Source organism: Phocaeicola sp. HCN-6420 (assembly GCF_037890145.1).
GTDB lineage: Bacteria > Bacteroidota > Bacteroidia > Bacteroidales > Bacteroidaceae > Phocaeicola.
Window position 1 is genome coordinate 1 of sequence record NZ_JBBKBJ010000040.1, and the last position, 26914, is coordinate 26914.

The 26914-nt window shown below is 36.9% G+C and carries 18 protein-coding genes; 17 read left to right on the forward strand and 1 reads right to left on the reverse strand.

Features of this window, described 5'->3' with window-relative positions:
• The first annotated feature begins 125 nt into the window (after window positions 1–125).
• Both WKT12_RS15315 and WKT12_RS15320 read left to right on the forward strand, forming a co-directional pair.
• The gene (locus WKT12_RS15315) at window positions 126–335 is read left to right on the forward strand and encodes a hypothetical protein (protein WP_340320224.1); all 210 of its coding nucleotides are present in this window, start codon (window positions 126–128) and stop codon (window positions 333–335) included.
• Between the two features lie 304 nt (window positions 336–639).
• Window positions 640–1191: a beta-class carbonic anhydrase gene (locus tag WKT12_RS15320; protein ID WP_340320225.1), complete on the forward strand. Its 552-nt coding sequence runs from the start codon at window positions 640–642 to the stop codon at window positions 1189–1191.
• Between the two features lie 120 nt (window positions 1192–1311).
• Here the strand turns inward: WKT12_RS15320 and WKT12_RS15325 are convergent, their stop codons facing one another.
• Window positions 1312–2040 (reverse strand): GntR family transcriptional regulator, encoded by a 729-nt coding sequence (locus tag WKT12_RS15325; protein ID WP_340320226.1) that lies wholly within the window; start codon window positions 2038–2040, stop codon window positions 1312–1314.
• Between the two features lie 131 nt (window positions 2041–2171).
• Between WKT12_RS15325 and WKT12_RS15330 the strand changes: the two genes are divergently transcribed.
• The 15 genes from WKT12_RS15330 to WKT12_RS15400 all read left to right on the forward strand — a co-directional run bounded on the left by WKT12_RS15330 (window position 2172) and on the right by WKT12_RS15400 (window position 26347).
• Window positions 2172–3899, forward strand: coding sequence for a class I mannose-6-phosphate isomerase (locus WKT12_RS15330; RefSeq protein ID WP_340320227.1), 1728 nt, complete (start codon window positions 2172–2174; stop codon window positions 3897–3899).
• A gap of 50 nt (window positions 3900–3949) precedes the next feature.
• A complete protein-coding gene (locus WKT12_RS15335) occupies window positions 3950–5050 on the forward strand; it encodes an ROK family protein (RefSeq protein WP_340320228.1) in 1101 nt (366 codons plus the stop codon).
• Window positions 5051–5060: 10 nt separating this feature from the next.
• Window positions 5061–7400, forward strand: a complete 2340-nt coding sequence (locus WKT12_RS15340) for a GH92 family glycosyl hydrolase (RefSeq protein ID WP_340320229.1) — start codon at window positions 5061–5063, stop codon at window positions 7398–7400.
• Window positions 7401–7413: 13 nt separating this feature from the next.
• Window positions 7414–8592 carry an MFS transporter gene (locus WKT12_RS15345; RefSeq protein ID WP_340320230.1) on the forward strand — a complete coding sequence of 393 codons (1179 nt, stop codon included), beginning with the start codon at window positions 7414–7416 and terminating at the stop codon, window positions 8590–8592.
• A gap of 102 nt (window positions 8593–8694) precedes the next feature.
• Entirely contained in the window at window positions 8695–11097 is a 2403-nt protein-coding gene (locus WKT12_RS15350) for a glycoside hydrolase family 95 protein (RefSeq protein WP_340320231.1), read from the forward strand.
• An 82-nt stretch (window positions 11098–11179) separates the two neighbouring features.
• Window positions 11180–13183: an alpha-L-arabinofuranosidase C-terminal domain-containing protein gene (locus tag WKT12_RS15355; protein ID WP_340320232.1), complete on the forward strand. Its 2004-nt coding sequence runs from the start codon at window positions 11180–11182 to the stop codon at window positions 13181–13183.
• A 23-nt stretch (window positions 13184–13206) separates the two neighbouring features.
• Window positions 13207–15984, forward strand: coding sequence for a sugar-binding domain-containing protein (locus tag WKT12_RS15360; RefSeq protein WP_340320233.1), 2778 nt, complete (start codon window positions 13207–13209; stop codon window positions 15982–15984).
• A 219-nt stretch (window positions 15985–16203) separates the two neighbouring features.
• Entirely contained in the window at window positions 16204–19302 is a 3099-nt protein-coding gene (locus tag WKT12_RS15365) for a SusC/RagA family TonB-linked outer membrane protein (RefSeq protein ID WP_340320234.1), read from the forward strand.
• Window positions 19303–19321: 19 nt separating this feature from the next.
• The gene (locus WKT12_RS15370) at window positions 19322–20899 is read left to right on the forward strand and encodes a RagB/SusD family nutrient uptake outer membrane protein (protein WP_340320235.1); all 1578 of its coding nucleotides are present in this window, start codon (window positions 19322–19324) and stop codon (window positions 20897–20899) included.
• Window positions 20900–20917: 18 nt separating this feature from the next.
• On the forward strand, window positions 20918–21958 hold the full coding sequence (locus tag WKT12_RS15375; protein WP_340320236.1) for a glycoside hydrolase family 18: 1041 nt from the start codon (window positions 20918–20920) through the stop codon (window positions 21956–21958).
• A gap of 9 nt (window positions 21959–21967) precedes the next feature.
• On the forward strand, window positions 21968–22999 hold the full coding sequence (locus WKT12_RS15380; RefSeq protein ID WP_340320237.1) for a BT_3987 domain-containing protein: 1032 nt from the start codon (window positions 21968–21970) through the stop codon (window positions 22997–22999).
• A gap of 15 nt (window positions 23000–23014) precedes the next feature.
• Window positions 23015–24151, forward strand: coding sequence for a DUF1735 and LamG domain-containing protein (locus WKT12_RS15385; RefSeq protein WP_340320238.1), 1137 nt, complete (start codon window positions 23015–23017; stop codon window positions 24149–24151).
• 79 nt (window positions 24152–24230) lie between these two features.
• A complete protein-coding gene (locus WKT12_RS15390; RefSeq protein ID WP_340320239.1) occupies window positions 24231–24872 on the forward strand; it encodes a hypothetical protein in 642 nt (213 codons plus the stop codon).
• The gene (locus WKT12_RS15395; RefSeq protein ID WP_340320240.1) at window positions 24859–25527 is read left to right on the forward strand and encodes a hypothetical protein; all 669 of its coding nucleotides are present in this window, start codon (window positions 24859–24861) and stop codon (window positions 25525–25527) included. The genes WKT12_RS15390 and WKT12_RS15395 overlap by 14 nt, the downstream gene beginning before the upstream one ends.
• On the forward strand, window positions 25514–26347 hold the full coding sequence (locus tag WKT12_RS15400) for a sialate O-acetylesterase (protein ID WP_340320241.1): 834 nt from the start codon (window positions 25514–25516) through the stop codon (window positions 26345–26347). Before WKT12_RS15395 ends, WKT12_RS15400 begins: the two co-directional genes overlap by 14 nt.
• The last annotated feature ends 567 nt before the right edge of the window (window positions 26348–26914 follow it).

Here is a 26914-nt window from a genome sequence, read left to right on the forward strand (position 1 = left end):
CGGAATCTTTAGATGCGGTGAAATCAGGTGCTTCTTGTGGTGTAAATTCCCTTTCTACTTTTAACTTTTTTGTGAAAGTTCTGCCGTTTGTGGCAAAGTTTGTTCAGTCTGAATCTTAAGATACGGTGAAATCAGGTACTTCTTTGGGTGTGGATTCTCTTCAAGTTTTTAGTTTTTTTGTGAAAGTTCTGCCGTTTGTGGCAAAGTTTGTTCGGTCTGAATCTTTAGATGCGGTGAAATCAGGTGCTTCTTTGGGTGTGGATTCTCTTCAAGTTTTTAGTTTTTTTGTGAAAGCTCTGCCGTTTGTGGCAAGATTTGTTCGGTCTGAATCTTAAGATGTGGCGGAATTTAGTACTCTTTTTTGCAAGGAATTTCAAGAAACAATTAATTGTTCTTTTCTGATTATGATGGAATTTTTGTGTATTATCGGATTATGAATGAAAAGGCTTGCCGAATAAAAATAATGAGATGATTGATTTTTTGAGTAAATGCCATAAACTCTCCCCAAAAACGTCTCGACGTTTTTTTAGAATTTGTACAAAAAATAAAAACTTTTGTACAAACTTTCTAACGATATCACCGTCTTCTCTGAACCTTTTTTCATTATTTTTGCGATGACAACAATAAAAATCAAGAATTATGATAGACGAACTATTGGAATACAATCGTGCTTTTGTAGAAAAGAAAGGTTATGAAAAATATCTGACAAACAAATATCCAGATAAAAAAATAGCAATTGTTACCTGTATGGATACTCGTTTGGTTGAGTTGATCCCAGCGGCATTAGGATTAAAAAATGGAGATGTGAAAATGATTAAAAATGCTGGTGGAACAATTACTCATCCATTTGGTAGTGTTATGCGTAGTTTACTTGTTGGTATATATGAACTTGGTGTAGAGGAAGTTATGATAATCGGACATACTGATTGCGGTGCACAGCACATGGATAGCAAGGTTATGCTTCAGCATATCAAAGAACATGGAGTTACCGATGAGCAACTGGAAATGATGCAATACTGTAATGTTGATCTGCACTCTTGGCTGAGTGGATTCGATAATGTGGAACAGTCGGTTAGAGGTAGTGTGCATTTGGTTAAACACCATCCGTTGGTTCCCAAAGATATCGTTGTGCGTGGCTTTATTATTGATTCGCAAACTGGTAAATTAACGGAGTTTGAGAACATTGACTAAAGCATAATAAATATAATTTGACTTTATAAACAAGTATAGGCTTTGTAGGAACATATTGAATTTCCTGAAAGTCTATACTTATAATAATAAATCTATTCTATATAAAAAGGATAGAGAAGATTACCTTTCCGCTTCTATGGTGTAAGTAAAGCTGTCAGCTCGATAATAACCTATATTGTATTCAATGGGAACTTGATTGATGTCGTATACAAAACGTTCACGGATTAATATAGGATCTGTTGATTTTATATCCAGTTTTTCTGCAATACGTTCTCCTGCCAGACTGGCAGATATTTTTTCTTTGCTGGTCTTTACAATGATATTATAATCCTTTTCTAATAGCTCATACAATGGGCGCGTATAGTCTTCTTCTCCTGTTAGAGGTATCTTGGGATTGAAGTAGGAAATGAAGTAGACGAATGGGTATTCTTTCTTGCCTCTAACTCTTTCTAAAACAATGCATTTTACAGGATTTTGAGGATCAATATTAAAAAAGTTACATATCTCTTCTGATGGCTTTTTCCAGCTGATATGTAGTTCGAAGTTTCGTATTTCTATTCCCAACATTTTCATTTCTTGAGAAAAACTCAACCAGTTTTTTACTCCCCCTACAATTCCTTTCTGTGCAACCTTTGTACCTACACCTTTTTTACGTACCAACAAACCTTCGAATACTAATTTATTGATAGCTTGTCTTAAAGTATTTCTTGAAATATTCAGTTTTTGTGATAATTCTACTTCATTTGGAAGAAATTTCCCGTTTTTATATTCTTCTGAATCAATGAGATTTCGTAAAATCTCCTCCGCCTGTATGTGTAGTGGCTTGCTGCTGTCATGATCTATTTTCATATACTTAACGAGTTTATATTTACAGTTACAAATATAATAGAAAAATTTTTTCTGAAACTTTATTTGGTTATAAAATATTATTCATATATTTGTACAAATTAATAACATGTATGAACAAACTGTGTACGCATATGCGAAAATCTAATTATGATAAATATCCTAGTACGAAGATTTGTGGTACTATTTTTCAAGGATGGGATAGTATACGCAATGTCTTAACGGATAGATTGAAAGAAAAGAACATTCTGGCTATCGATTGTTATACTGGAGTGTATGAGCAAGAATTGGTAAAGGAGTTCTCATTAGTTTCTTCTGCAAAAATTATTCTTGTAGCTGATTTATATAAGGATGAGGAAGCATTACTTCGGATGACGGAGCGGTTTATGACAGATGATGTCTTGTTTGGTTATGTGACGAATTTGCATTTGGCTGATTATTTCGACAACAAGAAATTGTCAGCTGTGCAAGAGATGATTCAGAAAATAGATACTCCTGTTATCGTTATAGGTACAGGTGCATCAATGGTTGCCCCTGAAGCAACGCTTGTGTATGTGGATATGGCCCGTTGGGAAATTCAGCAACGTTTTCGTCGTCATGAAGTAAAAGCTTTAGGTATAGACAATCGTAATGAAGCTGTTTCGCTCCAATATAAAAGAGGATATTTTAATGATTGGCGTGTATGCGATCGTTATAAAGATTCATTGTTTCATGAGGTAGATTTTTGGTTGGATACTCATATTGCAGGACAGCCTAAAATGATTGATCGTGAAACTTTCTTTAAAGGCATTGAGAAAACATCTACGAAACCTTTCCGTGTTGTTCCTTTCTTTGATCCGGCGCCATGGGGAGGACAATGGATGAAGGAGGTATGTGATTTGGACCGCAGTAAGCAAAATTACGGTTGGTGCTTCGACTGTGTGCCCGAGGAAAACAGCCTTTATTTTGAAGTAAATGGTGTACGCTTTGAATTGCCTTCAGTTGATTTGGTGTTGTTGAAAAGTAAAGAATTACTTGGAGAGCCTGTTGAAGCACGTTTTGGAAAAGACTTTCCGATACGTTTCGATTTCTTGGATACAATAGGTGGTGGAAACTTAAGTTTGCAGGTACATCCTACAACCCAGTTTATCCGTGAGAATTTCGGTATGTACTACACACAGGACGAAAGCTACTATCTGTTGGATGCAGAAGAAGATGCTGTTGTTTATTTAGGTGTAAAGAATGGAGTAGACCGTGAGGCTATGATAGAGGATTTACGCAGAGCACAGCGTGGTGAAATCGTATTCGATGCTGAAAAGTATGTAAACAAGATACCGGCTAAAAAGCATGACCATTTCTTGATACCTGGAGGAACAATCCATTGTTCTGGTTCAAACAGTATGGTACTTGAAATCAGTTCAACTCCCAATCTGTTTACTTTCAAACTTTGGGACTGGCAGCGTTTGGGACTCGACGGAAAACCTCGTCCAATAAATGTAGAACGTGGAAAACATGTCATCAATTGGAATAGAAATACGGATTATGTATATGAAAAACTTCGTAACCATGTGACCTTGATAGGTGAAGGTGAAGGTTGGATGGAAGAACGTACCGGTTTGCATGAAAATGAGTTTATTGAAACCCGTCGTCATCGGTTCTCTGTTCCTGTATTGCACCATACCAACAATAGTGTGAATGTATTCAATCTATTGGAAGGAGAGGAAGCTATTGTGGAAAGTCCTACTCATTCATTCGAGCCATTTGTAGTACATTATGCTGAAACCTTTATTATTCCGGCTTGTGTAGATGAATATACTATCCGTCCTTATGGTTTGTCGGAGGGTAAGGAGTGTGTGACAGTGAAAGCTTATGTACGCTTTTGAAATGACTGATATTTGGAAAACTTGATATGTTAACTTAAAGTGATATTAGTATGAGAACAAAATCTGATAACCGAATTGTAATGACATTGGATGCTGGAGGAACTAATTTAGTCTTTTCGGCAATGCAAAATGGTGTGGAAATTGTAGCTCCGGTTACATTGCCTTCGGAAGTTAAAGATTTGGAACGTTGCCTTCAGGTTTTGATACAAGGATTTGAGCAGGTGAGAAAACAGTTGCCGATATCGCCTTCAGCTATTAGTTTTGCCTTTCCTGGTCCTGCCGATTATGAAAAAGGAATAATCGGAGATTTGCCTAATTTTCCAGCTTTCCGTGGAGGAGTAGCTTTAGGGCCTTTCCTAAAAAAATATTTTGGACTTCCTGTATACATTAATAATGATGGAAATTTGTTTGCTTATGGGGAAGCTTTGGCAGGTATTTTACCTGAAATTAATAGTAAATTGGAAGCTTGTGGCAATTCGAAACGTTATCGTAATTTAATAGGTGTAACTTTGGGAACAGGTTTCGGAGGAGGTCTAATTATTGATGGTAAAGTTTTAAGAGGAGACAATCAGATTGGTGGATATTTGTGGTGTTTGCCAAATAGAAAGTATCCGGATCTAATAGCTGAAGAGAGTGTGAGTATTCGTGGGGTAAAAAGAATTTATAAAGAATTATCGAAAGAGGAAGAAGATTATACACCGAAAGATATATATGAGATTGCAGAGGGTATATTGCCTGGAAATCGGGAAGCAGCCCGACAGGCTTTTGCGGAACTGGGGGAAGTTGCTGGATATGCTATAGGGCTCGCTGCAACGATGATTGATGGCTTAATTGTTATAGGAGGAGGACTGGCTGGAGCTGCAAAATATATATTACCTTCTCTGATGAGAGAACTTCGTGGATCTATCGAAAAATGGGGAGGTGTAAAAATACCTCGTCTTCAAGCAGTTCCTTATTATTTAGAAAATTCGCAGGAATTATCGGCTTTTTTAAAACATGATGTGGCTCGGGTACAAGTTCCTGTTTTCAATCAGTGGGTAGATTATCAGACAGATTATAAATTAGGGGTTGCTCTGTCTCATTTAGGGACAAATCGTGCTATAGCATTAGGAGCTTATTGGTATGCTATTAATCAATTGAATAATTTGTAAACTGAAAAACATGAATATCAATTCAAAAAATATTTTTTTATTCTTTCTTTTAGTCTTTGGACAGGTCGTTTGTTGGGCCGATGAAAATTTATCTCAGTATGTAGAACCGCGTATTGGTACTGCCCATTGTCGTTGGTTTCATTTTGCTCCTGGAGCTATGCCTTTTGGTATGGCTAAGCCAGCACCTTCTACAAATGGAAGTTTAGGCAATCCCTCCGGATGGGAGGCTACAGGATATGATTATCGTGACAATACTATAGAAGGTTTTCCTTGTTTGCATGAATTTCAGGTAGGAGGTATTGCTTTAATGCCAATCTGTGGAAAGTTGTTAACCATGCCTGGTTTACCTTCTGATACTATTAAGACAGGGTATCGTTCTCGTTTCAGTCATAAAAAAGAGGTAGTCGAGCCGGGATATTACTCGGTATTGCTGGATGATTATCAGATTCAGGCAGAGTTGACTGCTACTCCACGTGTTGCTTTTCAGCGTTTTACTTTTCCACAAGGACGAGAAAAATATATATTGTTTAATATAGGAAACAGACAGGGTGAGAGTGGTGCAGTTAAGGATGCCTATGTAGCTTATAACCAAGATAGAACAATTGAGGGATGGGTGATAACGGAGCCTGAATATGTGAAAAAATATCAACCGGGCGCAGTTGTCCCTTTGTATTTTTCGGCTGTACTTGATAAAGAGCCTCTTGGCTATGGTGCATATAATGGTAATACTCAGCAGAAAGATGTTCGTGAATCAAAAGGTGTGGGTGCAGGTATGTATTTTTCTTTTGCTTCCAGTACTTCGGAGGTGGTGACTGCTAAAATTGGTTTGTCGTATACTTCAGTAGAAAATGCCCGGCTAAATTTACAACGAGAAGCTTCTGATTTAAATTTCAATCAAGCCAAAGAACGTGCGCAAGCTACTTGGGAAGACTATTTAGGACGCATACGAGTTGAAACAACGCACCGAGAAGATAAAGTAAAGTTTTATACAGGGCTTTATCATGCTTTGTTGGGACGTGGTTTGGCTAGTGATGTAAACGGAGCTTATCCTCGGAATGATGGTTCGATAGGACAGTTACCTATGAAAGATGATATTCCTTTATATAATATTTACAATACAGATGCAGCTTGGGGAGCCCAATGGAACTTATCTCAGTTATGGACATTGGTTTATCCTGAATATATGTCTGAATATATCAGTAGTCATTTACAGGTGTATAAGGATGCTGGTTGGTTGGCAGATGGGTTGGCTAATAACCGTTATGTATCTGGAGTAGGAACTAATTTGCTGAGTACTATTATAGCAGGAGCCTATGAGTGTGGAATTCGCGACTTTGATACGAAAACGGCTTATGAGGCATGTCTGAAAAACGAATTAGAAGGTAAGGATAGACCTTTGGGAGCTGGAAAAGTAAATACGACAGAATTTGTCAAATACGGGTATGTTCCTCATAAGGATGAAGGCGAAGGACATCATGAAACTTTTATGTTTTCAGCATCGCATACATTGGAATATTCTTATAGTGCCTGGGCAGTAGCACAGTGGGCTGAACAGTTGGGGGATAAGGTTCATTATGACCAGTTGATGAACTTGTCTAAAGGATGGGAACGCCTTTATGATTCTTCCTGTAATTTTATTCGTCCCAAAAAGGCAGACGGACAATTTATTGATAATTTTGATCCGATGCAAGTTTGGCGAGGTTTTCAGGAGGGTAATGCTTGGCAATATACTTTTTATGTGCCACACGATGTAAAGAATTTGGTGGCTAAAATGGGGGCAGATGAATTTAATTTGCGTTTGGACAGCATCTTTACGATTTCTCAGAAAAAGATTTTCAGTGGTGGAACGGAAGTCGGTGCCTTCGCTGGATTACAGACCTTATATAATCAGGGTAACCAACCTTGTTTACATATTTCGTGGCTTTTTAATGAATCTGGTCGTCCGTCGTTGACACAGAAATGGGTACGCGCAATTTTGAATGAATTTTATGGTACGGATGGTATTCATGGATATGGATATGGTCAGGATGAGGATCAAGGACAGTTGGGAGCATGGTATGTAATATCTTCTATTGGGTTGTTTGATGTAAAAGGGTTGACGGACAAACATCCTTCTTTTGGATTAGGTGCTCCTTTATTTGATAAAGTGACCATTCGTTTAAGCGATAAATATTATTCGGGGAAAGAGTTTGTAATCAATGTCTTAGATAATAATCAGGGGAACTCTTATGTGCAGCAGTATTCTTTAAATGGACAATTATTGCATGAGCCTCGTATTTCTTTTGAGAAACTTGTAAAAGGTGGCTCTTTAGATATCAAAATGGGTAAGCAACCTAAGGATACTTATTGATTTCATTAATGCTATGGAAAATATAAAACAAAATAATATTATTGGAACCGAAGTAAAAAAAACATTGGTGATTTTTCCGGTTTTATTTGGCTTTTTTGTTATGGGATTTGTTGATGTAGTTGGGATAGCAACCAATTATATAAAAGAGGATTTTGCCTTATCGGATATATTGGCAAATCTTCTTCCTATGATGGTCTTTTTATGGTTTGCTATATGTGCCATACCGGCAGGATTACTGATGGGGCGTATTGGAAGACGGAATACTGTATTGGTTTCAATGGCAATAACAGCAATTGCGATGTTGCTTCCTATATGCAGCTATGAGTTTGTCTGTTTGCTTATTGCTTTTACTTTATTGGGAATTGGAAATACATTACTACAGGTTTCGTTGAATCCAATGGTCGCAGGTATAGTTCGTGGGGAACTTTTAGTTAGTATTCTGACATTGGGGCAATTCATAAAAGCTGTATCTTCATTTTTAGGACCAATATTGGCTGGAGTTGCGGCTATTTATTGTGGATCGTGGAAATTAATTTTTATAGTTTATATGATTGCTACGCTTTTGTCGATGGCTTGGTTACTGTTTGCTGTACCTTCTGATCATTCTGAAGAAAAGAAAACAACTTTACGCTCTGTTTGGAATTTGTTTTCAGAGCATACTATATTAATATTATTTATCGGTATTTTAGCAGTTGTTGGTATTGATGTTGGATTAAATACGGCTATTCCTAAATTTTTAATGGAACGGACTGGTATTTCATTAACTGAGGCTGGATTAGGTATTAGTCTATATTTTGCAGCACGTACGATTGGTACTTTTATTGGTGCTGTATTGTTGGTAAAGATTTCTAGTCGTGTATTTATGATAGCATGTATGGGAGTGGCAACGGCATCTTTTGTTTTTTTGTTGTTTGCTCGGGAGCTATGGTTATTGTCTGTCTTGATTATTTTAATTGGATTAGCTTGTTCGAATGCCTTTTCTATTATTTTTTCATATGCTTTACGATATTTGCCCGAACGGTCGAATGAAATTTCTGCATTAATGATTATGGGAGTTTCTGGCGGTGCCCTGGTTATGCCTATTATGGGATGGTTATCGGATTCTTTTGGACAAGTTATAGGCTTGTTGCCATTATTATGTTGTATCTTTTATTTGGGCTATATATCTCTAAAAATGAAACCTGTTAAATGATTGTTCTTTTAAGAGATATAGTATGAATTGTTCGTCTTGTTTAAGATAGGTCTTGTATAAGGGATCCTTGTAGCTTGTTGAATACGATTGAGATAATTATTTATGAAAAAAAACTGTATTCTTTTTTTATGTCTATTCTTTTTAAGTGGAATGTCATATGGACATGATACTCGAAAGAAAGAACTTTGGTACGAATCTCCAGCTGATGCTACGGTTATTGATAACCCTGATAAATGGCATGATGACGTGGAATGGTTAAAAGCTCTTCCGTTAGGCAACGGCTCTTTAGGTGCTTTGGTCTTTGGAGATGTAAATTTGGAACGAATTCAGTTGAATGAGGAGTCGATGTGGTCTGGAAGCCCTCAGGAAGCAGATAATCCAGAAGCTTCTCTGCATATTGATGAAATACGAAGATTATTATTTGCTGGAAAATATAAAGAAGCAACAGAATTGACTGATCGAACGCAGATTTGTCAAGGAAAAGGTTCTGGTGGTGGAAATGGTTCGGAAGTTCCTTTTGGGTGTTTCCAAACATTAGGAGATCTTTGGATTGATTTTGCAAATAAGGAAGGTTATACAAATTATCGTAGGAGATTAAATCTTGAAGATGCAACTGCTACAATAGAATACAATCAACATGGGGTTAATTTTAAAAGAGAAATATTCGTTAGTTATCCAGATCAGGTTATGGTTATAAAGTTGGCTGCTGATGTTGGTCGACAGTTGACTTTTGATTGTAGGTTGACAAGACCTGAAAGGTATTCTGTATATTCTAAGGATAAGCAATTGATAATGTATGGCTCTTTATCAGACGGAAAAGGAGGTAACGGTTTGCATTATATTGTTCGTTTGAAGGCATTAGCTAAAGGAGGAAGAGTCATTTATACAGATTCTGTCTTAAGTGTAAAGCAGGCTGATGAGGTTGTTTTGCTTCTCACAGCTTCTACCGATTATAAGCTGGAATATCCGTTTTATAAAGAGCCTAGTTATAAACTTATATCAGAATATAAATTAAAAAGTGCAGAAAAGAAATCTTATATACAGTTGTATAACTCACATAGAAAGGATTATACAACTTATTTTAATCGTGTTACTTTTGAATTGATGGATACTGTTCCTTGTTTACCTACGAATGTGTTAGTAGAAAATGCTCGGAAAGGAGATATTGATAAACATTTATATGAACTTATGTTTCATTATGGTCGTTATTTACTTATTTCTTCTTCTCGTCCGGGAACTTTACCGGCCAATCTTCAGGGAATTTGGGCCAATAAGATTCAGACTCCTTGGAATGGAGATTACCATACAGATGTGAATTTGGAAATGAATTATTGGCCTGCGGAAGTAACAAATCTTTCTGAAATGCATTTACCTATGTTCGATTTGATTGCTTCGCTTGTCGAGCCAGGTAGAAAAACGGCATCTTTGCAATATCGTAAAAAAGGATGGGTGGTACATCCTATAACCAATGTTTGGGGATATACTTCACCTGGAGAATACGCATCTTGGGGAATGCATACTGGAGCTTCAGCTTGGATTTGTCAGCATATATATGAACATTATCGTTTTACGGGAGATTTATCTTTTTTAAAAAGGATGTATCCCATATTGAAAGAAGCGGTAAGTTTTTATATGGACTGGCTGGTTGTAGATCCCCGAAATGGAAAATTAGTTTCAGGACCAGCTGTTTCACCTGAGAATACATTTGTTGTATCTGATGGATCACGTTGTCAGATAAGTATGGGACCGACTCATGATCAGCAGGTAATTTGGCAATTGTTTGATGATTTTGAAAAGGCTTCTAAGGTATTGAATATAAATGATGAATTTGCGTCGAGAGTTATAGAAGCTAAATCAAGATTATTAAATACTCAAATAGCTTCTGATGGACGCTTAATGGAGTGGGCAGATGAGTTCTTAGAAGCAGAACCTGGGCATCGACATATTTCACATCTATTTGCTGTTCATCCTGGAGCTCAAATAAATATTCTCCAAACGCCCAATTTAGTTAAAGCAGCAAAAAAATCGATAGACTATCGATTGGCACATGGAGGGGGATATACCGGATGGAGCTCTGCATGGTTAATTAGTCAGTATGCGCGGTTATGTTGCTCGGAAAAGGCAAAAGAAAGTTTGGATAAGGTACTGGAAAAAAGCTTAAATCCCAATTTATTTACTAAATGTCCGCCATTTCAGATTGATGCAAATTTTGGAACAACTGCTGGCATTGCAGAAATGCTGTTGCAGAGTCATATTTATGAAAAGGACGCTTATGTTATACAATTGTTGCCTGCACTTCCAAGTGAATGGAAAAACGGAAAATTTACTGGATTGAGGGCGAGGGGAGGATTTGAGGTGTCTGTAATATGGAAGGATGGTGCTTTGGTTTCTGCTAAGATTAAATCTTTGCTGGGTAATCCTTTGCGTGTATGGTATCGGGGAAGGTTCTTGGAAGATGGAATTTTAGAAAAAGGAAAAACTTGGATATGGAATCAGAGCAAATAGTAAATTGGAGTTTTTATTTGATTAAAGTATACATATCTCTAATTTGTTAATATAATATGTCATGTTGTAATAATCTGATATTATGAAAAGTAATTTGATATTAAAGGTGATTAAGTGTTTTACTTTCTGTATGTTTTGGGCTTTGGGAGTAGTAACTTATGCAGATAATAAGTGTTTGACTATTCAAAGGATAGAAAGAAATTCTACTGTTCCGGAAACACTTTATGGTGTCTTTTTTGAAGATATTAATTTTGCTGCCGATGGTGGTTTGTATGCAGAATTAATAAAAAATAGATCTTTTGAATTTGATGATCCATTTATGGGATGGAAAATATCGGGGAATGTTTCAGTGCGTAGTGATGGACCTTTTAAGAGTAATCCTCATTATGTTCGTCTATTACCTGCTAATAATAAATGGAGAAGAACATCTTTACAAAATGAAGGCTTTTGCGGTATTGGGTTGAAAAAGGATTCCTTGTATCATTTTTCAGTATGGGCACGTAGCCTTTCTGAAGAATCTCAAAACCTGTTGATAGAACTGGGAGAATCGGATGCTGATACATGGGGGCAGGTTGTAGCTTCTGCTCAATGTGAAGTTTCTTCTTCTGAATGGGAAAAATATTCGGTAACTCTTATTCCTAATCGAACTTGTGAACATGCTTTTCTTCGTATTTTCCATCAAGGAAAAGGAGGCGTTGATTTAGAGCATGTCTCTTTGTTTCCTGAAGATGTTTGGAAACATCGTAAAAATGGGATGCGTCGTGACTTGGTAGAAGCATTGGCTGAATTAAAGCCCGGAGTCTTTCGTTTTCCTGGCGGTTGTATTGTTGAAGGAACTGACTTAACAACGCGGTATCAATGGAAACGTACGTTAGGTCCTGTTGAAGACCGTCCTGTGATGGAGAATCGTTGGCATTTCACATTTCAGCATCGTTATTATCCTGATTATTATCAAAGTCATGGTATAGGCTTCTATGAATTTTTTCAGCTTTCGGAAGATTTGGAAGCTGAACCTTTACCTGTGTTGAATGCTGGATTAATTTGTCAGTATATGGCAGAAGATATTTCTCAGCATGCGCCTTTGGATTCTTTGCAGTCGTATATACAGGATGCATTGGATTTGATAGAATTTGCTAATGGAGATACGCTTACTTATTGGGGAAAGAAACGTGCTGAATTAGGGCATCCACTTCCTTTTAGATTGAAATATTTAGGAATTGGTAATGAGCAATGGGGACCTGAGTATGTTGAACGTTTGTCTTTATTTGTAAAGTCCATTCGAGAGAAATATCCTGATATTATAATAATCGGAAGTTCTGGTCCTAAACCTGATGGAGCTGATTTTGATTTTCTGTGGAAGAAAATGAATGAGTTGAAAGTTGATTGTGTAGATGAGCATTTCTATAAAGATGAAGAATGGTTTGCATCACAGGCTGACAGATATGATAATTATAATCGGAATGGAGCCAAGGTTTTTGCAGGGGAGTATGCTTGTCATTGTAGATTGGATGAACGTAACCGTTTTGATGCTGCGTTGTTGGAAGCTGCATTTATGACCGGTATCGACCGTAATTCTGATATTGTATCTATGGCTACTTATGCTCCTTTATTTGCACATTATAAGGCTTGGCAGTGGCGTCCTGATCTTATTTGGTTTGATAATCTTGATGTTGTTCGGTCGGCAAGTTTTTATGTACAGAAACTGTTTTCGTGTTATAAGGGAACAGAACGTTTGGATATTACGGTTGAAGGCTTGCCTTTAGTGGGAGGATTAGGTCAGGATAGTTTATATGCCAGTGCTGTTTGGGATGCACATAGGAATGCTTACATATTAAAATTAGTTAATCTTTCAAGGAATGATCAATGCTTGAGTATTGCAGAAAGTGGTATTGGTAAAGAATTGTGTGATAGGGGGGAAGTTATTGAATTTGGCACAACTTGTGATTCTATTGATAACCGACGAGATAATAATATGCTTGTTGTTCCTAAAAGCTACCCAATAAAAGTTGGAAGTTTACACACTTTACCTTTGTCTGTGAAATCTCGTTCACTGAGTATTTATATTTTATATAGGAAAGGAAAATGATTAATTACATAAAGTAGAGAAAGATGAAAAAGTTTTGGCTATTGTTATGTTTGTTTGGATATTCATGTACTTGTATATCTGAGAAAATAGATTTAAGTGGTACATGGGATTTTTCCCTGGATACAATTCGTTGGGAAAAAACTATAAATTTACCTGGTTCTATGGCTAGTAATAATTTAGGTGATGATATATCATTAACGACTCCATGGACAGGGACTATAATTGATTCTTCTTTTTTTTATTTGGATAAATATGCTGCTTATCGTGAAGCTGATAATTTTAAAGTTCCGTTTTGGTTACAGCCGGTAAAATATTATAAAGGAGAGGCTTGGTATAGGAAGAATGTTGATATACCTGTTGGCTGGCATGGAAAGGATATTGTGCTCACTTTGGAGCGTTGTCATTGGGATACTGAATTGTGGGTTGATGGAAAGAAAGTTGGTAGTCAGCATTCTTTGGGAGTTCCTCACCGTTATGACTTAACTAAATTCTTAAGTGAAGGTAAACATGAACTTCTGCTTAAGGTTGATAATAGCTTGAAAACCGTAGATCCAGGAATTAATTCACATAGCATAAGTGATCATACGCAGGGGAATTGGAATGGTGTAATTGGGAAAATGCAATTGGATGCTCTTTCAAAGTGTAGGGTTGATCATGTAGATATTTTCCCTAATGTACATGATAAAAGTGTTTACTTGGTTCTGGATATTTTAAATTCTATGCCAATAGTAAAATCGGGAGTTCTTTTGTTACAGGTTGGAAAAACTGAGAAAATTATTCCGGTAGAACTTATTTCAGGAATGAATATAGTTGAAACAACAGTAAAATTGGATGAAGAATTACGTTTGTGGGATGAATTTACTCCAGAACTCTATGATCTTACTATTTCTTTGCGTGATACTGAGGGTAAAGAGGTCAATTCTTATACAGAAAAATTTGGATTTAGAAAGATAGAGGTGGTTGGCAAGCACATTCAAATAAATGGACGGAATGCTTTTTTTCGTGGAGCTTTAGATTGTGCTGCATATCCTCTGACAGGATATCCTCCTATGGATAGAAAGTCGTGGGTTAAATTGTATACGAATTGTAAAGAATATGGTTTTAATCATGTACGTTTTCATACATGGTGCCCTCCGGAGATAGCTTTTGATGTAGCTGATGAAATGGGAATTTATTTGCAGGTTGAATGTAGTTCTTGGGCAAATCACAGTGTTACGATAGGGGATGGAAAGCCTGTTGATCGGTTCGTGTTAGAAGAATCTGAACGTATGATACGTGAATATGGTAATCATCCGTCTTTCTGTATGTTACTCTATGGTAATGAACCGGCTGGTAAAAATAGTCATTCTTTTCTTGAAAAATTTGTGAGTGATTGGAAGGCAAAAGATTCACGTCGATTGTATAGTACAGCTGGAGGATGGCCAAATTTACCGATAAATGATTTTCTTAATGATCCGACTCCACGTATTCAAGGTTGGGGACAAGGGTTGACTAGTATTATCAATTCGCAACCTCCAAGTACATCTTATGATTGGCATAAATATATTGATAGCTATGATCAACCCATAATTTGTCATGAAATGGGGCAGTGGTGTGTATATCCTAATTTTAAGGAAATGGGAAAATATACAGGCGTAATGAAACCGCGTAATTTTGAAATATTCAAAAAAGAACTTGAAGAAAATGGTTTATTTCATTTGGCTGATAGTTTTCTTTTGGCTTCAGGGAAACTACAGACTTTATGCTATAAAGCTGATATTGAGGCAGCACTTAGAACAAGAGATTATGCAGGTTTCCAATTGCTGGGTTTATATGATTTTCCAGGTCAAGGTACAGCTTTGGTAGGGGTGCTGGATGTTTTTGGAGATGAAAAAGGATATGTTTCTTCTGGTGAATATAAACACTTCTGTAATACTACAGTTCCTTTAGTTCGTATGCCGCGTATGGTTTATAAAAATAATGAACTTTTATCTGTTATGGCAGAGGTGGCTCATTTTGGTAGAAAGGATTTAAAAAAGGCAAATACGGGTTGGCGTTTATTGACTAATGATAAAAAAATTGTAGCAGAGGGACATTGGAATGTAGATGTTATATCAACAGGAAAAAATACTTTATTGGGACAGATTTCAACTCCTTTATCAAACGTTAAAGTACCTTCTCAACTTAAGCTGGAAATATATGTGAATGATTTTGTTAATGATTGGAATATTTGGATATACCCATCCGTTTTATTTCCAGTAACTTTTACTAAAGAGTTTATGATGGTTAAAGAATTATCAGATGAGTCTGTTAAATGTTTGAACAATGGAGGGAATGTTCTTCTTTCTATACCTAAGGGTAGATTGCTTCCTGAAATGGGAGGCGATATTCAAGTTGGTTTCTCTACGATTTTTTGGAATACCGCTTGGACTGAAGGGCAAGCCCCCCACACTTTGGGGATTTTGTGCAATCCTTTACATCCTATTTTTAATAGTTTTCCTACTGCATATCATAGTGATTTTCAGTGGTGGGATGCGATGACACATTCAAGTGTAATTGAGATGGATAAATTATGTAGGGGAGCTGCTCCCTTGCTTCGAGTGGTTGATGATTGGTTTTCTAATCGTTCATTAGGTCTTATTGCTGAGTTTAAGGTCGGTAAGGGTAAGCTATTGATAACGAGTATTGATTTTTGGGATGATATGGAACATCGTATAGCGGCTAAACAACTGTTGTATAGTTTGAAACGATATATGTCAAGTAAGCAGTTTGTGCCATCTACTGAAATTGAAATAACGTCTGTAAGGAATTTATATAGATAGTTTTCTGATAGGTAATATAAAATAACGGAAGATACTGGGTGAAGGTAAAATGCCATACATCCAGTATTTTTTTTGAAAATCCTGTTGGTGGAGATAGAAATATAAATAAAAATGTTCTTATTTTTTTATTTATATAAATTATTTATATATTTGCATGTTCAAACAAACTATCTAATGTTGAACGTTTGATTTCTTAACAATTAACTTATATAATCTAATATGGTGGATAAGACAAAATGTTTGATTGGGGGAAGTATAGTAGGTATTCTTGCTTCTTCTACAATGGTTTTGAATGCATCGCCAATTGTGAAACCTTTTCAAAGTAAGGAAAAGGAAGATGTGGTTATGCAACAAGTGGTAAATTCGTATGTAATAAAAGGGGTAGTTCAAGATGCTTTTCAGCAACCTGTTATTGGAGCTACTATTTTAATTGAAGGTACCACTACTGGTACGGCTACGGATCTTTCTGGCGGTTTTTCTTTAGAGGTAAAATCCGGAAATCGTTTGCACATTTCTTGCATCGGTTATCGCACACAAATTATCACTGTTGAAGGGCAGAATAATCTTGTTGTAGAATTGCAAGATGATACTCAGGTGCTTGATGCGGTTGTTGTTACGGCATTGGGTATTAAAAGAGCAGAAAAAGCATTGAGCTATAATGTTCAGGAAGTTAAATCGGAGGAATTAACAACTATAAAAGATGCTAACTTTGTGAATGCATTATCAGGTAAGATTGCAGGTGTTAATATTAATTCTTCAGCTTCTGGTATCGGTGGTGCAACTAGAGTGGTGATGCGTGGTACAAAATCAATTAATTCAAATAACAATGCATTGTATGTTATTGATGGGGTACCTATTATAAATACTAACAATGGGGTAGCTGAAGGTTTGTATGCCACACAGCCTCGTGGTGAAGGTATTTCTGACCTTAACCCTGAAGATATTGAAAGTATGACAGTATTGACAGGTCCGGCAGCAGCTGCTTTGTATGGTTCGAATGCGGCCAATGGTGCAATTATTATTACTACTAAAAAGGGAAGTGCCGGAAAGCCTAAGATTATGGTAAGTAACAATACCAATTTTATGTCACCATTTATACTACCTAAATTTCAAAATACATATGGAAACAATCCAGGTAGTTATGATAGTTGGGGAGCTAAACTTGCTACACCTTCTAATTTTAATCCTGCTGATTTTTTTAATACTGGCTATACCGTTCAGAATGCAATTTCAATGTCTGTGGGAAGTGAAAAAAATCAGACATATGCCTCTGTTGCTACGACTAATGCGGCAGGTATCATTCCGAACAATAAATATTCACGTTATAATTTTACAGTACGTAATACTACATCATTTTGGAATGACAGAATGACTTTTGATTTTGGCGCTTCTTATATTTTGCAAAAAGACCAAAATATGATGGCTCAAGGTAAATATTATAATCCTCTACTTTCACTTTACACTTTTCCACGTGGTGAAGATTTTGATGCAGTACGTGCATATGAACGTTATGATGAGGGACGCAAGATAAATACTCAGTATTGGCCTTGGGGAAGTAATGGATATGATATGCAGAATCCTTATTGGATTGCAGAGAAAAATATCATAGGTACAAAGAAGACACGTTATATGCTGAACGCCAGTCTTAAAATGGATGTTACTGATTGGTTGAATATAGTGGGGCGTGTACGTGTGGACAACTCTGTAGGCGATTATACGAAGAAATTGTATGCTGGTACATCTCAAATTTTTGCAGGTCCTAAAGGTTTCTATGGTCAGCAAAAAGAAGAAGAAAAGCAGGTTTATGCCGATGTATTGGTAAATATCAATAAGACTCTTTTCGAAGATTATAGTCTGAGTGCCAATATTGGTACCAGTTATTCAGATGCTTCTTATGATATGAATGGTTTCCAGGGGCCTTTGCGCGACCTTCCTAACTTCTTCTCATTGTACAATGTAGACAAGAACGGTCGTGATGCAATGCCTTTGCAGGATGGATGGCATGAACAAACTCAGTCTGTATTTGCCAATTTGGAATTGGGATGGAAGAGTCAGGTTTATTTGACTCTGTCTGGTCGTAATGACTGGGCTTCTGCTTTGGCCAAAACCCCTCAGTTGTCATTCTTCTATCCGTCGGTAGGTCTTTCTTGGATTCCTTCAGCTACATTCGAGTTGCCAGAACCCTTCTCTTATGTAAAAGTCAGAGGTTCGTACTCTTCAGTAGGTGCTGCAATTCCACGTTATTTGTCACAGCCTACTTATGCTTACAATCCTAAGACTGAAACATGGGAAACTGTAACTCATTATCCTATCGGAAAACTTTATCCGGAAAGAACCAAATCATGGGAAATTGGTTTGAACTTGAAATTCTGGGAAAATCGTTTCTATATTGATGCTACATACTATCAGTCTAATACTTACAATCAGTTGTTTAATGTTCCTATTTCCGCAGCCTCAGGATACTCTTCAATGTACATTCAGTCTGGTAACGTACAGAACAGAGGTTTTGAAATTGCGTTGGGGGCAAACAACACATGGGGAGACTTCAACTGGGAATCTATCCTGACTGTAAGTTCTAATGAAAACAAAATCATCAGTCTGGTAGACGATTTCGTTGATCCTGTAACAGGAGAAATAACTCAGATTCCTCAATTGTATAAAGACGGTGTAAACTCTGTAAAATACATCCTTCAGGAAGGCGGTTCTATGGGAGACTTGTACACTACTTCTGCTTTGAAACGAGATCAGGAAGGCAATTATTGGGTAGATCCTGAAACTGGAAAACTGGCAGTAGAAAACGATGTTGTGAAGTTCGCAGGTTCTGTATTCCCGAAATGTAACTTAGGTTTCCGTAACAACTTCTCTTGGAAGAACTTCAATTTGGGTGTAATGGTTTCTGCTCGTTTGGGTGGTGTTGTTGTATCAAGCACTCAGGCTATTCTTGATGGTTTTGGTGTAACAGAACAGACTGCAATTGCCCGCGATAATGGTGGAGTAGATGTAAACTTCGGTAAGGTTCCAGCTGAAGAATGGTATACTACCGTAGGTCGTGGTGAAGTTTTGTCTCACTATATCTACAGTGCTACCAACGTTCGTCTGCAAGAACTTTCATTCGGATACAACTTCCCAAGAAAATGGTTCAACGATGTAGTAGGTATCAATGTTTCTGTAGTAGGCCGTAACTTGTGGATGATTTACAACAAGGCACCGTTCGATCCTGAACTGACCGCTTCTACAGGTACCTATTATCAGGGAATCGATTATTTTATGCAGCCAAGCTTGCGCAATATTGGTTTTAGTTTAAAATTCCAATTCTAAAATCTTAAAGAACATCGATATGAAAAGAAATAAAGTTAAAAATATAGCCAAGGTCGTATTAAGTGTAATGTTGGTATGTGGAATGGCTTCTTGTACTGACAATTTTGAAGAGATCAACAAGCATCCTTATCAGCCATCTGATGAAGAGATGGAAGGAGATAATTTTAAATTAGGAGCCTTTTTCCCTCAGATGCAGGTCAATGTAATTCCTGCCCAGGAAAACGACTATCAGATGTGTGAAAATCTGCTTGGTGGAGGATATGGACGTTATCTTACTCACCCTCAGCCGAAATGGACAACAATGTTTGCTTTCTTCAATGCCAATGAATCTTGGATTTATTATCCTTATTCAGTAGTATTTCCTCGTATTTATGGTGCATTCAAAACCATTAAAGACAATACAGGCGGTGAAGGTACTTCATATGCATGGGCTCAGATTTTAAAAGTTGCAGCTATTCATCGTATGACTGATATTTATGGTCCGATTCCTTATTCCAAGGTTTCAGGAAGTTCTATTGCCGCAGAATATGATAGTCAGGAAGAAGTATATTATGGCATGATTAAAGAGTTGACAGATGCAATCGATGTATTGACTCCTTATGTATTGTCTAATCCCGAAGCACGTCCTATGGCAGAATTCGACATGGTGTATGGAGGAGATTATGAAAAATGGGTGAAGTTTGCTAACTCATTGAAATTGCGTATGGCGGTTCGTATGTCATATGCAGCTCCTGCAGATGCTAAAAAATATGCAGAAGAAGCTGTTAACCACGTGATTGGTGTAATGAGCGATAACAACGATAACGCATTCATTTCTTACTCTAAGAATCCGATCGAAGTAATGTGGAATGCATATGGTGATACTCGCGTTTGTGCAGAAATAGTAGCATACATGAATGGATACGAAGATCCTCGTCGTGATAAATATTTCCAGGAAACCACGAAACTTGCAGAAAATGGTTTTTATGGAGTGCGCACAGGTATTTCATTGGCTCTGACAAGCGGATCTTATTTGGATTGCTCCGCGCCGAAGGTAAGTTCTTCAGAACCCTTGATGTGGATGAATGCGGCAGAATGTTATTTCTTGCGCGCCGAAGGTGCTATGCGTGGATGGAACATGAAAATGGATGCCAAAACAGCTTATGAAACAGGTATTGCCACTTCTTTCGCTCAGTATGGTTTGGCTGGTCAGGAGGTAGCTTACATGAACGATGATACAAAAGTTCCAGCTACTTATGTAGACCCATTGAACTCTTCAAATAGCGAAGCAATTAATAGTACAATTACTATTAAATGGAATGAAGAGGCAAGTGAAGAAGAGAAGTTAGAACGCATTATCACTCAGAAGTGGATTGCCATGTGGCCTTTAGGTACAGAAGCATGGGCTGAACAGAGAAGAACTGGCTATCCGGCTTTCTTAAGTGTAAAAGTAAACAATAGCGGAGATGCTTCATTATCAGAAGACTTGGCTAGCCGTGTACCATTTCCGCCTTCAGAAGCTTTAAATAATACAGTGTTCTATAATGATGCTGTACAGAAACTGGGGGGAGCAGATAACTATGCTACAAAACTCTGGTGGGATAAGAAAAATAATTAATACTTTAAATTTTACTTTATGAAAAAGAATATATTGATTATAGCTATTTTGAGCTTTGTAGTAGGTTTGGTTTCTTGCTCAAAATGGACTGAATTAGAAAATAAACCGTTGGATGTACCCGGTATGCCCGAGTCTTATTATGAAAACTTGAAAGCTTATAAAGCTTCTGAGCACCCGCAAGCTTTTGGCTGGTATTCAGGATGGATTGGTTCTGGAGCAAGCCTGAAATATTCTTTGGCTGGTGTACCAGACAGTATGGATATGGTTTCTATTTGGGGAAACTGGGGGAATATTACCCCAATTACTCCGGAGATGCGCCGCGACTTGAAATATGCACAGGAAGTTAAAGGTATCAAAGTATATGGTTCTGCAATTGTATTGTGGATTGGTGATTATATTACTCCTGAAGAATACAATGACCGTGGTCCGAAATGTGCAGAATATTGGGGATTTGCTGATGGTTCTGAAGAATCTATCAACAAAGCTATTCGCCGTTATGCAGAAGTTCTTTGTGACTCTATTGTTTCTATCGGTTTGGATGGTTTTGATTGTGACTGGGAACCTTATGGTTCTGGACAGATAGGGACTATCAATACAGGTGATTGTAGTGATAATTCACGTATTGCATATTTTTTGGAATGCTGTCATGAATTCCTTACTGCAGCTGGCAAGGAATTGATTGTAGATGGTGAGATTCTGTATATACCTCCTCGTTGTATTCCTATGATTGATAAATTTGTTTATCAGGCATATAGTGCCCCTGGTAATATGTGTAACGATTATTTGGCAAGATGTATAGAGAAGTTTGCAGAACATACTACACCAGAAGACTTTGCTCGTAGGTTTATTGTTACTGAGAATTTTGAAAGATATTCCCAAAGTGGTGGAGGGCAATTATATAGCCAAGCAGCATGGATTCCAACATATAATGGTGTAACCTTGCCTAAAGGTGGATGTGGTACTTATCATATGGAATACGAATTTACCGTTCCGGGCATGAGTGGTACTTATCCTCAAATGAGAAAAGCAATTCAAATTATGAACCCAGCTGCATATTAAAAGAGTATTATGAAAACAAGATTATTAAGAAATATAGGTGTTTTTTTCTTTGCTTTGTCTTTATTGTCTTCCTGTCAAAAAGAAGAGGTTTGTTCGGAAAATTTGAGTATCTATTTGCGTAATGTAAAAGGAAATTCAATGTATGCCTCTTATGAAACAAATGGACTGGCTAAGAATCCGATAGAGATTACAGGTGCTAATACTTTTGAGCATGATGTGGAGATTTGTGTTTCTCGTAATTTGATTGAAGATGCTCATATTATTCTTGGAGTAGATGAAAATGCTGTTGAAGCATATAATACTTCGATGAATCAGCGAGCTATATTACTTCCAGACGATGCATATACATTGTCTACTTCAGAATTAGTTATTCCATCAGGTAGTAGTAAAGCACATGTAAAGGTGAATATTCCAGATATGTCTATACTTTCAGGGGCTCAAACTTATGTTTTGCCATTAACTGTTAAGTCTATTAAAAGTGAGGATAAAGGATTAACTTTAAGTAAAGCAAGAAGTACTGTCTTTGTTACTGTAAAAGTTAATCTTGCATATATTGACTGGGATGTCAAAACTATCGAAGGGGAACCAATGTCAAGTACTGGATGGAATATTTCTTCAAATGCTCATGATGCTTCGTATACAGCAGATTTAGCTTTCGATTCTGATTTGCGCACTGCTTATGTTTATAAAGGAGCTAATAGAGGAGATTTTTATAAAGCTAATATTGTTGTTGATTTTAAAACTTTAACTCCGGTTAGTGGCTTTAGAATTTTCCCTAATAATTCTGTCTATGATTCTAATTATAACGGTTCAGTTATTGCTTTTGAGTTTAGTAAAGATGGAAAAACTTGGATTCATATAGGAACTTCTCCAACTTTACCGGGAACATGGGATACTTGGAATAATTTTGATAATCCACCAGCTTTTACTTATGTTCAATTATATTCTCCTCAAGAAACTCGTTATGTTCGTTTTAGCTGGACCTATACACACGATTGGATGAGAAAAAGTACAGGTGTTGGAGAAATTAGTATTTACTAAATAAATTAATTGATTATGAAATTCAATATTATAAATAAAGATGTATTTGCTGTGTTGTTTGCTTCTTTCTTGTTGGGAAGCTGTACAGCCGAAATGGATCCTTTGGATAACTCTGTTTATATTGCAGAAGCTGAAAAAGAAAAAGCTGCAACTGTGATGCTGGATGATGTTGCAGTGACAGTGCCTGTAACTGTACGCGCTGCACTTCCGGTAGAAGAAGCAGTAAACGTATCGTTGACAGTCGATCCCAGTGCATTGGATGCATATAATGCACGTTATACTCAGTCGTATGAAATGCTTCCGGCAGAATATTATTCTTTTGATAAAAAAGAAACAACTATTGAGGTTTCTCAGGTAAGTGCTTCTCCATTTGTATTGGAGTTGAAGCCTTTGAGTAACGAAATGCTGACTTCAGGTAAGAAATATGCAGTTCCTGTTACAATTACTTCTAGTGGAGTAGAAGCGTTGAGTGCTTCCAGATCTTTTGTTTATTTGGTATCTTCACCAATCTTGACAGATGTAGTTGTAGTACCTGGACAACAGACTCATTTGACTTTCCCGGTGGATAATCCGCCGATGACCAATGCATGGTCTTTTGAATTTCTGTTAAAAACAAATCCCGGCTCTTATTGGGTAAGTAATCAAATGATGTTCGGTATGTGGACAAAAACCTCAACAGGTGCTGCATATGAGATTTTCAGTCGTTTTGGCGATGTAATGATTGATGCAGACCAGTATCAGGTGAAGGTACAGGGGAATCCGTGTAACAGTAAGACTCACTTTAAATCGGATGAGTGGTACCATATTGCAGGTGTGTGCGATGGTTCTAAATTCCACTTGTATATTAACGGTGTAGAAGACAATTCAATTCCTTACGATGGAGCTACCATTGCGTTGGATGACTTTTACTTCGGCTGGACTGGCATTTATCATACCTTCCGTTTGAGTGAGCTTCGTTTGTGGAAGCGTGCGTTGTCTGATACGGAAATTAAAAATAATAAGTATGCTGTAAATCCTGATTCGGAAGGTTTGGTAGGTTATTGGAAATTAAATGATAAGACCGAAAATTTAAAAGATGCAACCGGAAAGAATGCGGACGGGTTTCCTACTGTTAAAGGGGTTATATCTTGGGAATCGCAGAAGTGGAAATAAAAACAAATTATGATAAACAGTACAAGAATCTGCTTTTATTGGATTCTTGTACTGTTTAGTTGATAAATTCTATATTGTTATGACAAAAAACTTATTATTGTTATTGTTGTATGTATTAAGTTCTTTTTCTTGCAATGCAAAGAATATAGAAAGTTTGTATGCAAGAATAAAGAATGATACACGTTTTGATCAGGTTGAGAATATGGCATTAGATTTAGTTCGTGGAGGATTTAATGCTGGAGATTCATATGGAGAAGTCTGGATACGGGATTATAATACTTTTATTGAACTTTCAATGGAGGTGATGCCTGATTCTCTTATCCGAAGAAACCTGAATCTGTTTTTTGCTTTTCAAGCAGAAGATGGCAATATTGTAGATGGTTTCATTCCTCGTATAAAAGCCGATTTGGATAATGTGGATGGATATAAATATCGCTCTTCAAATTTAGCTCCTGAATATGTGGCTCATAAAAATACGGTAGAGACAGATCATGAAACATCTCTAATTCAGGCTGTGGCTAAGTATGTTCGTAAAAGCGGGAATAGAGATTATTTGAGGGAAAAGGTCGGTGACTTGACGGTATATGAACGAATGACAAAAGCCGTCGGTTTTCTGCTTACCCAAAAAATGGATAAAAAATATGGGTTGCTTATTGGTGCAACTACTGTTGATTGGGGAGATGTGCAACCTGAACATTTTTGGGGGGGTGGAAATAGATGAGAATACTCATTATGCTATTGATATTTATGATAATGCAATGTTTGTTTTGGCACTTAGTGATATGGCAGACATGGCCGATAGTGAAAAAGATAAAGCAAAATGGCTGGCTCTTGGCAAGAAAATAACAGATAAGGTGAACGAACATTTATGGGATAAGAAAAACCGGAAGTTTTATCCTCATATTTATTTAAATGGCTCTCCTTTTCCCGAGTCTTTTGATGAAAATAAAATCTATTATCATGGGGGAACTGCGGTTGCGGCACTTGCAGGTATCTTATCTGATACTGAAATAGATTATGCGTATAGACGAATGCTGGAGAATCAGAAAGTTGCACATGCACAGACTATAGGCTTGACAATCTATCCTACGTATCCAGCTGGATATTTTAAAAACGTGTCAATGTATCCGTATGGATATCAAAATGGTGGCGATTGGACTTGGTTTGGAGCACGTATGGTGCATGCATTAGTTAAAGCTGGAAGAATAGAACAGGCATACGAGGCTTTGGAGCCCATGTTGGATAGGGTTATAGAGAATAGAGGATTTAATGAATGGTATACTCCTGCTGGTGAGCCAATGGGTTCTGGTACTTTTAAAGGCGAAGCTGGTGTTTTATATACAGCTATTCAAATGATAAAGAATGCAATACATTAATAATTTTTATATAAGAACAATGAAGTCTTTATTTTTTATGATTGCATTTTATCTGATTACTGCTCAGATGAATGCTCAAGGATATGCTAAAACTGAAGGTCGCGAGGTTGTCCCTTTTGATAAAATTCATGAAAGCATGGTGCTATTTACTTTTGGTCAGTCTAATTCTGCAAATTATGGACAATGGAATTATTTGTATACTTGTAAAGAAGAGGTCTATAATTACTTTAATGATACATTGTATAAAGCGAAAGATCCACTATTGGGGGCAAATGGTGAGGCTGCAAGTGTCTGGACTCTGGCTGGAGATAAAATTATAGAAAAAGGTTTGGCTAAATCTGTTACAATTATTCCAATAGGTATTGGTGGAGTAGAGATTGCGGCTTGGGCAAAAGGAGGTAAATATTATAACTACTTGATTAAAACTTTGGACGAAGTAGTAAAGCATGGCATAGAAATAGATTATATATGCTGGCATCAAGGCGAATCAGATAATATTGCAAATACGTCAGTTAAAGATTATATTAATCGCTTTTTAACAATTCGAGAGGCTTTCAGAAGTCATGGAATTGAAGCTCCATTTATTGTTGCTCAGGCTTCTTATCATCCTGATTGTTTAGAGGAAGGGCATGGTTGTTCTAAGGAAATAAGAAAGGCTCAAAAGGAGTTGGCGAAAAAATATGATGATATTTATCTGGGGCCAGATACAGATAAACTAAATAAGGTGTATCATCGTGCTGATGGAGTACATTTTTCACATGTGGGACAACGTCTTCATGCGGATATGTGGGTAAAATCAATAAAGCGTATAAAGAAATAATTTGTATACTATTATATTGATAGCTTTTGTTGTTATACGTTTCATATGATTAGATTTGACATGGCCTTGGGGTAATACTTGAGGCTATGTTTTTATTCAATTAAGTGAATGATATTTCACAAATAGGCTGTTTAGAATAAATATTGCAGTTTGCTAAAACGGGTGATAAGTATTGGCTGACAATAACTTTTTGTAGATAATTTGAGAATGTGGTATTTTAATTTATGGAGTATCTGTTGGGTTGTTTCTTTTTTCATTTGAATATTGTTTTTTAATTCTCTTTTTCTTCAGATTACTTTCGCTGTTTTAACCTTGTTTTGTATAAAACTCAAAAACTTTTATACAAAGTCCGTGAGGTTTTTGGGTATGCTTTTCTCGAATCTTGCTGTCGTTTCCTCCGGATGTCGTTGCTTGTTTTCCGGAGATAGCCGTCGTTTTCTCCGGTTTCTGCCGTTTTTGTTTCATGCTTTTGTACAAAACTTTTAGGAATTTGTACAAAACAGAATATTTTTTGTACAAAAAGCAGAGGAAATTTCAGCATGTCTTTTCGGACTTTCCCGTATTTTC